At 72.2% G+C, this 12,496-nt stretch carries 13 protein-coding genes; 8 read left to right on the top strand and 5 right to left on the bottom strand.

The features are described 5' to 3' along the window. Positions 1-151: 151 nt before the first annotated feature. Positions 152-820: a response regulator transcription factor gene (locus ACZ4UB_RS26270; protein ID WP_468073695.1), complete on the top strand. Its 669-nt coding sequence runs from the start codon at positions 152-154 to the stop codon at positions 818-820. Between the two features lie 35 nt (positions 821-855). Here ACZ4UB_RS26270 and ACZ4UB_RS26265 read toward each other — a convergent pair whose 3' ends face one another. Further along, a complete protein-coding gene (locus ACZ4UB_RS26265) occupies positions 856-1,551 on the bottom strand; it encodes a peptidoglycan-binding domain-containing protein (RefSeq protein ID WP_468073693.1) in 696 nt (231 codons plus the stop codon). 42 nt (positions 1,552-1,593) lie between these two features. Next, positions 1,594-2,325, bottom strand: coding sequence for a response regulator transcription factor (locus ACZ4UB_RS26260; protein ID WP_468073691.1), 732 nt, complete (start codon positions 2,323-2,325; stop codon positions 1,594-1,596). 284 nt (positions 2,326-2,609) lie between these two features. Here ACZ4UB_RS26260 and ACZ4UB_RS26255 point away from each other — a divergent pair, with 284 nt between their 5' ends. From ACZ4UB_RS26255 to ACZ4UB_RS26225, 7 genes are all read left to right on the top strand, one after another. Continuing rightward, positions 2,610-5,303, top strand: coding sequence for a sensor histidine kinase (locus ACZ4UB_RS26255; protein WP_468073689.1), 2,694 nt, complete (start codon positions 2,610-2,612; stop codon positions 5,301-5,303). After that, the gene (locus tag ACZ4UB_RS26250; protein WP_468073687.1) at positions 5,300-5,773 is read left to right on the top strand and encodes a roadblock/LC7 domain-containing protein; all 474 of its coding nucleotides are present in this window, start codon (positions 5,300-5,302) and stop codon (positions 5,771-5,773) included. Before ACZ4UB_RS26255 ends, ACZ4UB_RS26250 begins: the two co-directional genes overlap by 4 nt. Positions 5,774-5,855: 82 nt before the next feature. Then, positions 5,856-6,134 carry a DUF742 domain-containing protein gene (locus tag ACZ4UB_RS26245; RefSeq protein WP_468073685.1) on the top strand — a complete coding sequence of 93 codons (279 nt, stop codon included), beginning with the start codon at positions 5,856-5,858 and terminating at the stop codon, positions 6,132-6,134. Then, positions 6,115-6,750 carry a GTP-binding protein gene (locus ACZ4UB_RS26240; RefSeq protein WP_468073683.1) on the top strand — a complete coding sequence of 212 codons (636 nt, stop codon included), beginning with the start codon at positions 6,115-6,117 and terminating at the stop codon, positions 6,748-6,750. Before ACZ4UB_RS26245 ends, ACZ4UB_RS26240 begins: the two co-directional genes overlap by 20 nt. Before the next feature lie 68 nt (positions 6,751-6,818). After that, a complete protein-coding gene (locus tag ACZ4UB_RS26235; RefSeq protein WP_468073681.1) occupies positions 6,819-7,262 on the top strand; it encodes a roadblock/LC7 domain-containing protein in 444 nt (147 codons plus the stop codon). Positions 7,263-7,450: 188 nt separating this feature from the next. Further along, positions 7,451-8,014, top strand: coding sequence for an ALF repeat-containing protein (locus ACZ4UB_RS26230; RefSeq protein ID WP_468073679.1), 564 nt, complete (start codon positions 7,451-7,453; stop codon positions 8,012-8,014). 162 nt (positions 8,015-8,176) lie between these two features. After that, complete coding sequence (locus tag ACZ4UB_RS26225; RefSeq protein ID WP_468073677.1) at positions 8,177-8,896, top strand: hypothetical protein; 720 nt, start codon at positions 8,177-8,179, stop codon at positions 8,894-8,896. Here ACZ4UB_RS26225 and ACZ4UB_RS26220 read toward each other — a convergent pair. The 3 genes from ACZ4UB_RS26220 to ACZ4UB_RS26210 all read right to left on the bottom strand — a co-directional run bounded on the left by ACZ4UB_RS26220 (position 8,886) and on the right by ACZ4UB_RS26210 (position 12,465). Then, positions 8,886-9,755, bottom strand: a complete 870-nt coding sequence (locus tag ACZ4UB_RS26220) for a ParA family protein (RefSeq protein WP_468073675.1) — start codon at positions 9,753-9,755, stop codon at positions 8,886-8,888. The genes ACZ4UB_RS26225 and ACZ4UB_RS26220 overlap by 11 nt on opposite strands. Before the next feature lie 272 nt (positions 9,756-10,027). Next, on the bottom strand, positions 10,028-11,329 hold the full coding sequence (locus ACZ4UB_RS26215; RefSeq protein WP_468073809.1) for a D-alanyl-D-alanine carboxypeptidase family protein: 1,302 nt from the start codon (positions 11,327-11,329) through the stop codon (positions 10,028-10,030). Between the two features lie 26 nt (positions 11,330-11,355). Next, positions 11,356-12,465, bottom strand: a complete 1,110-nt coding sequence (locus ACZ4UB_RS26210) for an alpha/beta hydrolase (protein WP_468073673.1) — start codon at positions 12,463-12,465, stop codon at positions 11,356-11,358. Positions 12,466-12,496: the final 31 nt, after the last annotated feature.

Below are 12,496 nucleotides of genomic sequence, written 5' to 3'. Positions count from 1 at the left end.
TTCCCGACTTTCAGTCCTTAAGTTCCTTAAGTGGACCTAAAGCGTGACGGAGGTCACATGATATTACTGACTGGTCTCGCCGAATACGCCCCGGCCTGATAACAGTTGGTCGGAATGTCCACACATCCGCTCAACAGAAGGAACGGCTCCCATGGGTCCAGACGTAGGCGTCCTCATCGTCGACGATCAGCCGATCACCCGGTCGGGACTCACCTGCATCGTCGACTCCCTGCCGGGATACACGGTCGTGGCCGAGGCCGAGGACGGCATGGAGGCGGTCGCCCGGGCCCGCGAACACGAGGTCGCGCTGGCCCTGGTGGACCTGCGCATGCCACGGGTCGACGGCGTGGAGGCGACCCGGCGGCTGATGCGCGCGGACAATCCGCCGCGGGTCATCGTCATGACCACCTTCGGCGTGGACGACCAGGCGTTGGAGGCGTTGGAGGCGGGCGCGAGCGCCTTCGTGACCAAGGACATCTGCCGCGGCGAGCTGCACCGCGCCATGGACTCGGTCATGCACGGCGGCACGCTCGTCTCGCCCGACCTGCTCGGCTACTTGATGACCAAGGCGACGCGGAGCACTGGCGCGGCCGTGCCCGCGCAGCGCCGTGCGGAACTGCTGGGCCGGCTGAACGACGCCGAGCAGCACGTCCTCACGCTCGTCGGGGCGGGCCTGAGCAACGCTCAGATCGCGGACCGGCTCTTCCTGTCCGTCTCCAGCATCAAGGCGCGCGTCTCGCGCCTGTTGCAGAAGTTGGAGCTCGACAACCGCACCCAGGCCGCGGTCCTCGCGCACGAGCTGGACCTGCTGGGCGAGTGACGGCGCGGGGCGGGTGGCGTGCGGCGCGGCGGCCGTCAGCCCAGGCCGAACGCCGCCCTGGTGTGCGGCCCGTAGACGCCCGACGGGTCGCCCGTCAGCCCGCGGTCGCTCTGCAGCTGTGCGACACCGCGCCGGGTCTGGTCGTCGTACACGCCGTTGACGCCGACGTACGTGAACCCCTGGCCGTACAGCCGCTGCTGGAGCGTGCGCACCTCGGGGCCGCTGTCGCCCGGGCGCAGGGTGCCGTCGGAGGGTGACGGGGGCGGCGGTACGGGCGGCACGGGCGGGTTCGGGGAGTGCGGGTCCGGGTCGGTGCCCGGGCGGTGGCCGTCCTGGCCCGGGCCCTGCGGCGACACGGAACCGGATGCACCGGATGCACCCGCCGCGCCGGAACTGCCCTGCGGGACCGGGCTGCCGTCGGGTCCCGTCGAGGGCGAACCGGCGCCGGGGGAGGCGGAATCCGCGCTCCGGCCGCCGGTCGATCCCGTCGCGGCGGCGGGGCCCAGGTCCTGGCGCAGGGGTCCATCGGGGGCGCCCGCGCCCCGGTCCGCCGAGGCCGTCAGCCCGCCGCCCCCGCTCGCCAGGAAGAGCGCACCGCCACCGAGCACCACCAGGGCGCCGGCCGCGCAGAGCGGGGCGCGCCAGCGGGCCGCCCGGGAGCGGCGTCGACGACTGGCGAGCCCGCCGACGTCCAGGACCATCGTCGCGGATTCCTCGGACCGGTCGGCCATCGCCCACCACCGCCCTTGTCCTACATATATGGATACATGCTATTAGGACAGGATACTCGCGGACTCCGACCGCCCTGCCAACCCGGTCTCGTTGGCCACCAGGGCGGCCTGCGTCCGGTTGTCCAGGTGCAGTTTGCCGAGCAGTCGGGAGACGTACGTCTTCACGCTGGCCCGGGAGAGGTGGAGTTCCTCGGCGATCTGCGCGTTCTCGAAACCGTGGCCCAGCAGCCGCAGTACGTGCCGTTCGCTGTCGTTGAGCAGCCGGACCCGGTGGTGGGCGCGGGCGAACTGCGCCTGACAGGCGGACGGTCGGTCCATGAGCCCGCCGAACACCTCGGGGGCGATGGCGCAGCCGTCGGCGAGGACGTGGCACAGCACCGCGCCCAGCAGCCCGGCGTCCAGGTCGCGCGTGACGAAGCCGCGAGCGCCCGCGTCCAGCGCCTCGTCGAGCCCCTCGTGGCCGCCCCCGGTGAGCAGGACGACCTTGGGCGGGCGCGGCAGGAGTCCGCCGAGCCGGTCCGCGCGCAGGCCCAGGGAGCGGGCCAGGGCGAGGTCCATGACGACGAGTTCGGGCTCGGTGCTGCGCAGCAGTCGCGCCACTTCGGCCGGGGTGCCGGCTTCGGCGACCACCTCGTAGCGGCCCAGTTCCTCTTCCAGGACGCGGCGCAGCCCGGCGCGGAAGGCGGGTTCGGCGTCCGCGATGAGGACGGTTCGTCGATTCTCCTCCTGCATTGCGTCCACCGGTGCCGCGTGAAGTTCCGCCGTCGAGTTCATGATCACATTGTCACCTGTTACGACTTAGGATCGACGTAACGAATTCTTAAATTGACTTAAGCCTCGTCAGATTGCTTTCGGTGGCACGAATTGATGATGATCGGTGAATCACTCGAAATGGAGATCGGTTCCAACTTTCTTCATATTGGGGACTTTGGTCCTTCGACAAGGGGGCCAAAGGCAGGTGTTCTGTGCCGTTGCATGCGCAAGCCTCGACACGACGCGCGTGCGCCGCACTCCGACATCACGAACTCCGCATCCAGAACTCCGAAGACAGGTCTCCCGTGATCCCAGCAGGCACCCGGCCGCCGCTGCCCTGGCGCAAGCGCGTGCTCGCCGACCTCCGCGTCCCGACCCGCATGCTGATCGTCGTCCTCGTTCCGCTGCTGGCGGCCATGGGCTTCGCCGGGCTGCGCATCAAGGACGCGCTCGACGTCGCCGACACGTACGCGGGCACCGAGCGGATCGCGAAGACCAGCCGCACCGGCACCTCCCTGATCACGGCGCTCGCCCGCGAACGGGACCTGGCCGTCGACCCGCAGGCGAAAGCGGCCGCGGCCGGCGACAAGGCGGACGAGAAGGGGCGCGGCGAGACCGACGCCCGGGCCCGGCAGTTCCTGGCGGAACTCGACGCGCTGCCCGCGCATTCCGGCATGGAACGCCAGCGCAAGGTGACCGCCTCGGGCGTCGAGTCCCTGGTGGCGCTGCGCAAGCTCGCCGACGCGTCCACCAGTGACCCGGCCGAAGTCGAACACGGCTACGGCCGGGTCATCGTCTCGATCGCCAGCCTCTACAACCAGGTCGGCGGGATCGGCGAGCAGGCCCGCGGCGCGGGCTGGACCCTCTACACGATCGCCCTGAACAAGGCGATGACGACCAGCCAGCGGTCGGTGCTGGCCAGCTCCGGGCAGGCCGGCGCGCTGAGCACCGGTCAGCAGGGCAACATCGTCGCCGCGCAGCTCGTGCGCGACATCACCGGGATGGAGTTCGGCCTCTACGCGAAGCCGGCGGAGGCCGCCGCGTTCCAGCAGGTCCTCGGCACGGACCGGGCCCGCGCGCTGACCGCCGCCCTGGAGAAGCTGAGCAGCAGCTCCGCGACCGGCCAGATGACCGTCTCCAAGGCCCTGCCCAAGACCTGGTACGAGGACCTGACCCGGATCAGCGACGAGCTGACGCAGCTCCAGGACGAGGTCGAGCAGCGGGTGCTGGCGGAGGCGTCGGCGCAGAAGGACACCGCGCACGACCAGGTCGTGACCGACCTCGTGATCGCCGTGGTGGTCCTGCTGCTGGCCACCCTGCTGGTGCTCGCCACCTCCCGGCACCTGGTGCGCGGCCTGGGCTGGCTGCGCCGCTCCGCGGTCTCGGTGGCCGACGAGCACCTGCCGGAGGTGACCCGCCACCTGAACGCGGGCAGCGAGCTGCCGGCCGCCCTGGAGGGCAAGGTGCTGGCGCCGCGGACCCGCGACGAGATCGGTGACGTCGGCCGCGCCTTCGACCGCGTCTACCTGGAGGCGGTCGGCCTCGCCCGGCAGCAGGCCGCGATGCGCGAGGAGGTCAACCAGCTCTTCCAGAACCTCTCCCGGCGCAACCAGGGCCTGGTCCAGCGGCAACTGGCCGTGATCACCGAGCTGGAGGGCGCGGAGCACTCCCCCGACGGGCTGGCCCGGCTGTTCCACCTGGACCACCTGGCGACCCAGATCCGCCGCAACAGCGAGAACCTGCTGGTGCTCGCGGGCGCGGAGATCACCGCCGAGCGGCGCGAGACGACCGAACTGCTGGCCGTCGTACGGACCGCGGCCTCGGAGATCGAGGAGTACCAGCGGGTGACCTACCGGGCGGTCCCGCCGCTCGGCGTGGTCGGCTACGCGGCCGACGACCTCGTCCACCTCGTCGCCGAACTGCTGGACAACGCGGCCTCCTTCTCCAGCCCCGACACCTGGGTCGTGGTCAGCGGCCAGCGGATGCCCGACGGCCGGCTGCTGCTGGAGATCCGCGACCAGGGCATCGGCATGAGCCCCGAGCAGCTGGCCACGGCGGACGACGTGCTGCGCCAGCCGGCCGGCCGGCGGAACAACCTGAGCGAGTCGATGGGCCTGTACGTCGTCGGCGCCCTGGCCCGCAAGCACGCGGTGGACGTCCGGCTGTACGCCAACACCCCGGCCGGGCTGGTCGCCGCCCTGGTGCTGCCCGAGTCCCTGCTCGTACGACAGGACCAGCCGGCGGGGGCGCAGCCGTCCCCCGGGCAGGTGCACACCGGGCAGGTGCACACCGGGCAGCTGCCGACCGGTCCGATCCCTGGTGGCCGGTCGCACACCGGGCGGTTGCCCGCCGGTCAGCGGCGCGCCCCGGCGTCGCCCGCCGCGCAGGCACCCGCCGCGCGACCCGTGATCCGCGGCCGGGCCGTGCCCGCGCCCCCGTCCCCGGTCCAGGCCCCGTCTCCGTCTCCGTCCCCCTCCCCGTCCTCGAACCGGCCGTCCGGCGCCCGAGCCGCGAAGGCCGCCGACGTGCGGCGCCCGGGCACCGACCACCCGACCCTGACGTTCCGCGCGCTGGGCGGTCCGGGGGTGGGCGGCCCCGGAGTGGGCGGTCCGGGCGTGGGCGGTCCGCTGCCGACGACCGCCCACCCGGCCCAGGACCAGGCCCAGGCCCAGGCTCAGGTCCCCTCACCCGCCCAGTACCTGGAACGCGGCGCGCAGGGCGGTCCGGCCCACGAGTCGACCAGTGCGGGACTGCCCGTGCGCCAGCGCCGACCGCGCGCCGGGAGCATCACCGCGCCCGGCAACCCGGTCCCCGTCCCCGCCCCGGTCGCCCGCCCGGCCACCGCGGGCACCAGCGGCGCGGGCGCCGGTTCGCTGCCCGACCCGGAGGAGATCCGGCGCCGGATGAGCGGGCTGTACGAGGGCATCGCCCACGCCGGTCCGGCCGGGGCGGAGCGTTCCGCCGACGCCGGTCCGCAGCAGCAGGAGGAGAACAGATGAGTCCGTTCGCGATCGAGGCGGCCCCGGCCGGGGACCTGCTCGCACCCACGGGCACCGAGCGGGTACGGGAGTTCCAGTGGGTGCTCCAGAAGTTCCTGAGCGACCTGCCCGGTGTCTTCGACGTCGCGGTGGTGTCGGCCGACGGGCTGCTGCTCGCCCGGTCGACCTCCGTGCGGTCGCCGGCTCCGGCGCTGGTCGCGCCCATCGCCAGCGGGCTGGCCGCGCTCGCGGGCGCGGCGTCGGGGCTGCACGGCTCGGGGCCGGTGAGCCGGACCGTGCTGGAGATGCAGCACGGCGTGCTGGCCGTGGTCACCGTCTCGGACGGTTCGCTGCTGGCGGTGGCGGCCCACGCGGGCACCGACCGCGCCGTCCTCGGCTACGAGATGACCCGTCTGGTGCGCCGCGTCGGCCACGTCCTGACGCCCGAACTCCGCTCCACCTTGAGGGACCATGCCGCCGTCGCCGACTGATCCCCTCAGACCATCCGCTCCCCCGGCGCCCGTTCCCGCGCCGATCGCCCCCCGCCCGTACGCCATCACGGCGGGCCGGACCGTGACCCTGCTGGCGTTGCCGCTGGAGGCCCTGGTGCAGACCGTGCCCAGCCCGTGGCCGGGCACCGGGCACCCGGAGCACGACCGCATCCTGGCGCTGTGCGTCCGGCCCACCTCGGTGGCCGAGGTGTCCGCCCTGCTGCACGTGCCGATCGGGGTGGCCCGCGTCCTGGTGTCGGACCTGTCCGGCATGGGGCTGGTCTCCGTCACCGAGCCCACGGGTGACGCACCGTCCACCACGTTGATCGAAAGGGTCCTCAGTGGACTTCACAGCATCTGACCAGCACCGGCCGCCCGCGACGGCGGCCCCGTCCGGCGCCCGGTCGTCCGCGAAGATCGTCGTGGCCGGTGGCTTCGGCGTCGGCAAGACCACCCTGATCGGCAGCATCTCCGAGATCGTGCCGCTGCGCACGGAGGCCGTCCTGACGGCCGCCTCGGAGGGCGTGGACGACCTCAGCGGCGCCCCCGACAAGCGGACCACCACGGTGGCCATGGACTTCGGCCGGGTCACCCTGGAGGACTCCCTCGCCCTGTACCTGTTCGGCACGCCCGGCCAGGACCGGTTCTGGTTCCTGTGGGACGACGTGGTGACCGGCGCGATCGGGGCGATCGTGCTGGTCGACAGCCGTCGACTGGCCGACTCCTTCCCCGCGGTGGACTACTTCGAGGAGAACGGGGTCCCCTTCATCGTGGCGCTCAACGGCTTCGGCGGGCACCAGCCCTTCAGCCCGGCGCAGGTGCGCGGGGCCCTGCGGATCCGCGACGACGTGCCGGTGCTGCTGACCGACGCGCGGCGACGCGACGCGGTGAAGGAACTGCTGATCCGGATGGTGGAACACGCCCTGGAACGCAGGCTCGCCACCCCCGCGACCCCCGCCCTGGCCGCCGCCGGCTGACGACCGCCCGTACCCTCCCCGTTCCAGGAGCACCTCCCATGCAGTCAGCCCCCATGCAGCCAGCCCCCATGCAGTCGCCTCCCGTGCGGTCGGCCGACCAGCGGGCCGCCGCCATCACCCGCGCCGTCCACGAGCGGTGTGCCGGCACCCCCGGCGTCGAGCGGGCCGTGCTGCTGTCCGCGGGCGGGCTCGTGCTGTGCACGGACGCGGCGACCGACAAGGCGGACGCCGAGCGGCTCGCCGCCCTCGCCGCGAGCCTGATGTCCCTGACCAAGGCCGCCTCGCACGCCTACGACAGCGGCTGGGTGGCCGCCTCCGTGATCACCATGCGCGACCACCACCTCTGCATGGCCCCGGTCGACGAGCAGACCTCGCTGGTGGTCCTCGCCGACGCCGCCCTCGACACCGGCCGGATCACCTACGCCACCGCCGTCCTGGCCGCCGAGGTCGCCCCCCTCCTGGACGACACCGCCCGCGACCACCTGGGCCGCTTCTTCCTGCTGCCGGGGTAGGGCGCGTCCGGGCGAGTACACCCCCTCGCTCAGCTCCGTAGCGCCGGACCGCGGTGCGGCGCATTGTGCAGACCTCGGCACGTTCGAGGCCGGTTGCTTGCCGGATCTCGGAGTTGTGCGCAGTGGATCGACTCGCCAAGATCATCTACGCCGCCAGCTCATCGGCGGCATCCGATTTTGGGGGAACCATGAAACTGACTCGACCCGCACTCGCCCTGTCCGTCGCCGCCCTGGCTCCGGCCCTCCTGCTCGCCACCCCGGCCCTCGCCGCTGCCGCGCCGGTCACCGCGCAGGCTTCCGCGAGCGCGGTGGTCGGCTCCGATACCGAGAACGCGGCCGCCATCGCCAAGCTCCTCGCCGACCCGACCAGCGGCAAGGGCGTCAAGCGCGAAGCCAACAAGGCCCTCGACGGCACCCCCGCCGACCGGGCCGCCTTCCTGGAAACCGGCCTCGCCAAGGCCCAGGACGAGGACAACAGCGTCGCCATCGCCAAGCTCCTCGCCGACCCGACCAGCGGCAAGGGCGTCAAGCGCGAAGCCATCAAGGCCATGGACGGCACCCCCGCCGACCGGGCCGCCTTCCTGAAGACCGGCCTGCGCCTCGCACGGGCCGAGGACGACCGCGTCGCGGTCGCGCGGATCCTGGCCCGACCGGGCATCAGCGCCGGACTGCGCGCCGCGGCCGAGACGGCCCTGGGCGGCACGCCGGAGGAGCTGCGGTACTTCATCACCGTCGGCCAGTACCAGCACTGACGCGCTTGCGGCGGCCCCCGGCACCGGGGGCCGCCGCTCGTTCGGGGGGCTCCCGGGCACCGGCATCGGGACCTGTGGGAGGGGCACACCGGGACCAGCGGCCCTAAGAGACAGGTAAATTCGCGCCATAGCCTTTTCGGTAGGCACCGAATCGGAGGCGCAATGAAGAACGGCATCATGTCCCTGGCGACGGCGGCGGCGATCGCGCTCGCCGTTCCCCTCGCCGGCACCGCGCAGGCGGCGGCGCAACCCCGGGAGAACCCGGGGAATTCGGAGCGCTGCGCTTATTTGAAGAAGGCGATGGACCGGATCGGGCTTCCGATCAATCCCAGCCTCGGCGGCAGCCTCGCGTACGTCGTCCTCTACGCCGAGGCGAAGAGCCTGGGCTGCGATTTCGTCAACACCCCGGCCTACCACGTGGATCCGACCCAGGGCCACGAGGGCGCGCTCCACGTACAGGGCAATCCCGTGCCCGCCGATCGCCCCGCGGTCGCCTTCAACGGCTACGACCCGATGTCGAGGCTCTACCGGGACCAGCGGCCGGACGGGATGATGTTCCTCCCCACCGACGAGGGGAACCGGTACCTCTTGACGATCACCACCGGTTCGCAGGCGGGGAAGTGCCTGAATTCCTATTGGGCCGCGGACAAGTACGGCCTCGTCGCCACCACGTGCGACAAGTTCAGCGACCGTTGGAGCCTGAAGTACCAACAGGGCAACGGCTGGGGCGCCTGGGTGGTCGACAACTTCTCCCACACCGGCGAGCACCACGGGGTCCTCGACGTCCCGGGCGGTCGCACCAACGAGAAGATGATCGTCTATCCGTGGAACAACGGATGGAACCAGCTCTTCAACTTCCGCCCGATGGACTTCAAGCCCTGATGCGCGCCGGGGTGTCCCAGTCCGCCCGGGGCTGGCGCATGCGGGTGAGGACCTGGCACATCAGCTCGCCGTACATGCGGCCCGGGGCGTGGCCGGCGAAGCGGAGCACCGCCGGGACCCCGAAGGCGAAGGAGTCGCTGATGCGGTTGTCCAGCCGTATGTCGGCCGGGAAGGGCGCGAGGTCGGCGTCCAGCATGCCGTTGCGGGTGTCGACCTCCTGGGCCCGCCACTTGGACGGCGGGTTCGACCGGTTGACGATCGCCCCGAGGTACACGGGGTCGCACTCCCCGTCGGTGCGCCCCTTGACGTAGCGCACCGTGCCCCGCGTGGCCGCCGCGCCCTTGAGCGCGGGGTACTCGGGCACGCACACGGTCAGCACGTAGTCGGCCGCCGCCAGCGCGGTCGCTGCCATGGAGGACACCGCGGGCGGGGTGTCGATGACCACGAAGTCGAAGGCGTCCGCCACGTCCATCAGCATCCGCCGGAGCACCGGCGTGGCCGGGTAGCCGGCCTTGTGGATCAGGTCCTGGGCGGCGGTCATCGTCGATTCCTCGCTGGCCAGCAGGTGCAGCGTGCCGGCGCCCTCGAAACCGGCGACGAGTTCGCTGCGGTCGAACCAGACGGCCGGCAGGTCCGTGCGCATGCCCTGCAGCCCGGCCTGGATCACCCAGCCGAGCGAGCGGGCGAGTTGGTCCTGGCTGGAGAGGTTGAGCCCCAGCGCGGACCCCGCCTGGGCCTGGGGGTCCAGGTCCACGACGAGCACGCGTTGCCCCGCCAAGGCCAGCGCGGCACCGATGTTGACGGTGGAACTGGTCTTGCCGACGCCCCCCTTCTGCGTCGCAATGGCAATGATCTTCACAGCGGAGCCCTCGGGTACGTGACGCGGGAATGTCAAGCAGGACCATAACAGCGACCCTCCGATGATCGGGGAGGGCGGATTTCCGGTTCGAATTCCTCTTTCCGCTGCCCAGCGCCCTGCATTCGTACGAAAACACGGGGCCGGGCGGCCCGCCGCTGGAACGAATCACACGGAATATCGGCCTTATGGCCACTCTTCTTCCGCGGGCGCCACCGACGGGCCCTTTTCCTCTTGACTCCCCGATGCCGTCAGCGATGCCGTCAGCGATGCCGTCAGCCCTGCGCGCGGCGGCGCCGGCGCACCAGCAACCAGCCCGCGCCCCCCGCCGCGGCCGCCGCCCCGACCCCGATCGCGCCCCAACCGAGCGCGCCCGGACCGGAACCGGAACCGGTGGCGGAGCCGGCGGCCGCCGCCCCGCCCTTCGCCGCGGCGCCGCCCGCCGCGGCCTGGTCGAGGGTGCCGACCGGGGTGGCCTTGCCGGCCGCCGCGAAGCCCCAGTCCAGGAGGGCGCGCATCTCGGTGTAGACCTGGTCGCGCTTGTTGTCCTGGGGGTTCATCACGGTCACCACGATCGTGTGCCCGTCCCGCTGGGCCGCTTCGGCCAGGGTGTTCCCCGCGTTCGTGGTGTAGCCGTTCTTGCCGCCGATCAGGCCCGGGTACGGGGCCACGCCGTCGGCGCCGGACAGCATGCGGTTGGTGTTGCTGATCCCGAAGGGCTTGTCCTTGCCGGGCCCGGCGGGCCCGCCCGGGAACTGCGCCGAGGCGGTCGAGCAGTACTCCTTGAAGTCCTTGTCCTTCAGGCCCTGCCGCAGGAAGAGCGTGAGGTCGTACGCCGAGGAGACCTGGCCCGGGGCGTCGTAACCGTCGGGGCTGCGCACGGTCGTGTCGCCGGCGCCCAGTTCCTTGGCGCGCCGCTGCATGTCGGCGACGGTCTTCTCGACGCCGCCGTTCATCGCCGCGAGCACGTGCACGGCGTCGTTGCCCGAGCGCAGGAACACCCCGCGCCACAGGTCCGGCACTTGGTAGGTGCCCCCGGGCACGATGCCGACCGCGCTGCTGCCGTCGCCCATCCCCTTGAGGTCCTCGGGCGTCACCAGGCGGCTGCCGGTGTGCGGCACCGCCGGCAGCACCGTGTCCGCGAAGAGCATCTTCAAGGTGCTGGCCGGGGGGAGCTGCCAGTGGGCGTTGCGCGCCCCGAGCACCTGGCCGGTGTCCGCGTCGGCCACCACCCAGGACAGCGCGGAGAGCCCTGCCGGCAGGTTCGGGGCGCCCGCGCCCACCTGGTCCCCGGGACTGCCGAGCCGCTCACCGCCCACCTTCGACATCTGCGCCGGCGGCTCCTTGCGCGCCGCCGCCCCGCCGGGTGCACCGGATGCCCCGGGCGTGGGTGTCGTCGACGGCGCGGGGGTCCGCGGCGCCTGCGGGGTGCTCGCGTGCGCGGGGGCGACGCCCGCGCACGCGACGAGTGCGGTCGCCGCCAGCGCCACCAGGGCGCGCCGGGGCTTCACGAACCCCCGGTCGACGGGCGTGGGCGTGGCCGTGGCCGTGGCCGTGATGGTGGTCGTAGGCGGCATCGGCACGTCCCCTCCCCTGCGCACGGTCACTTCGCGGCGACCGGGCCGCGCATCCGGTCGCTCATCCACTTCAGGTCACCGGTGAACAGGGTGTCCGTGTACTTGTAGCCGTCGTGGCCGCCCTCGAAGGACGTCACCTTGGTCTCGATCGGGCCCTTGGTGATGTCCGCGCGGAGCTTGTCGAGCGCCGCGACCTCCGACTTGGGCTCCTTCGTGCCCATGAGGAAGGAGATCGACACCTTGTGGCCGGTCGCCGGGGCGGAGGGCGAGGGGCTGCTCTTGGGCGTGCTCTTGGGGCTGGCCTTCGAGCCCGCCTTGGCGCTGCTCGACGGGCTGCTCGACGGGCCGCCCGCGCCGCCGCTCTTCTTGATCAGCTGCTCGGCCAGCCAGGCCGGGCTGTTCTCCTGCTTCTCCTTCGGATGGCCGTTCCACAGCGGCGAGTCGGGGGCCGCGTCGGGCCCGCCTGCGATCGCCACGCTGAACCGCTCGGGGTACTGGAGCACCATCTTCATGCCGACGTAGCCGCCGGAGGAGGAGCCGAAGAAGCCCCAGCCCTTGGGGTCGGCGTAGGTGCGGAAGTTCTCCCGCACCAGGTCCGGGACGTCGTCCGAGATCCAGGTGCCCATCTTGGGCTGCCCCGGTATGTCGCTGCCGTCGTAGTAGGTGTCCTTGTTGGCGTTCAGCACCGGCATGACCACGATGAAGGGCAGGCTCTCGCCCTTGTCGGCGGCTTCCCCGATCCGCTCCTGGAGGCGGAACTCCTTGGAGAAGAAGTAGTTCGTCGGGTACCCCACGGCGCCGGGCAGCGCCATCAGCACCGGGAAGGCGCTGTCCTTGTACTCGGGCTTGCCGTACTGCTTCGGCACCCAGGCCCACACCCGACCGGTGAAGCCGGACTTCGGCCCGGTCAGGTCGGTGCGCACCACGCGGGTCCCGTCGGGCAGTTCCCGCTGCGTCGTCCACTCGCGCGGGTTGGTCGGCATCCGCACGTCGCTGGCGGCCTTGGTCTCCCCCGGCTTCGCCGCCGACTCCTTCGGGGCGAAGGACACGGGATCTCCGTCGCTGGAGCAGCCGGACAGCGCGGCGACGGCGGACAGGACGAGGGCCGCGCAGAGCGTGGCGGAACGGTGTTTCACTCGGATCTCCGGTGCAGACTGAAGGATCTCG

The organism is Streptomyces sp. NPDC028419 (genome assembly GCF_055565515.1).
Note: the sequence above shows the minus strand (reverse complement) of the source record. Positions and strands in the feature narration are given on the sequence as shown.

Bases quoted from the DNA above. Each gene is read 5' to 3' on its own strand.
- ACZ4UB_RS26235 (WP_468073681.1), top strand. From the start codon at position 6,819: ATGCAGTCGCCTCCCGTGCGGTCGGCCGACCAGCGGGCCGCCGCCATC.
- ACZ4UB_RS26215 (WP_468073809.1), bottom strand. From the start codon at position 11,329: ATGCCGCCTACGACCACCATCACGGCCACGGCCACGGCCACGCCCACG.
- ACZ4UB_RS26265 (WP_468073693.1), bottom strand. From the start codon at position 1,551: ATGGCCGACCGGTCCGAGGAATCCGCGACGATGGTCCTGGACGTCGGC.
- ACZ4UB_RS26230 (WP_468073679.1), top strand. From the start codon at position 7,451: ATGAAACTGACTCGACCCGCACTCGCCCTGTCCGTCGCCGCCCTGGCT.
- ACZ4UB_RS26270 (WP_468073695.1), top strand. From the start codon at position 152: ATGGGTCCAGACGTAGGCGTCCTCATCGTCGACGATCAGCCGATCACC.
- ACZ4UB_RS26250 (WP_468073687.1), top strand. From the start codon at position 5,300: ATGAGTCCGTTCGCGATCGAGGCGGCCCCGGCCGGGGACCTGCTCGCA.
- ACZ4UB_RS26260 (WP_468073691.1), bottom strand. From the start codon at position 2,325: ATGAACTCGACGGCGGAACTTCACGCGGCACCGGTGGACGCAATGCAG.
- ACZ4UB_RS26225 (WP_468073677.1), top strand. From the start codon at position 8,177: ATGAAGAACGGCATCATGTCCCTGGCGACGGCGGCGGCGATCGCGCTC.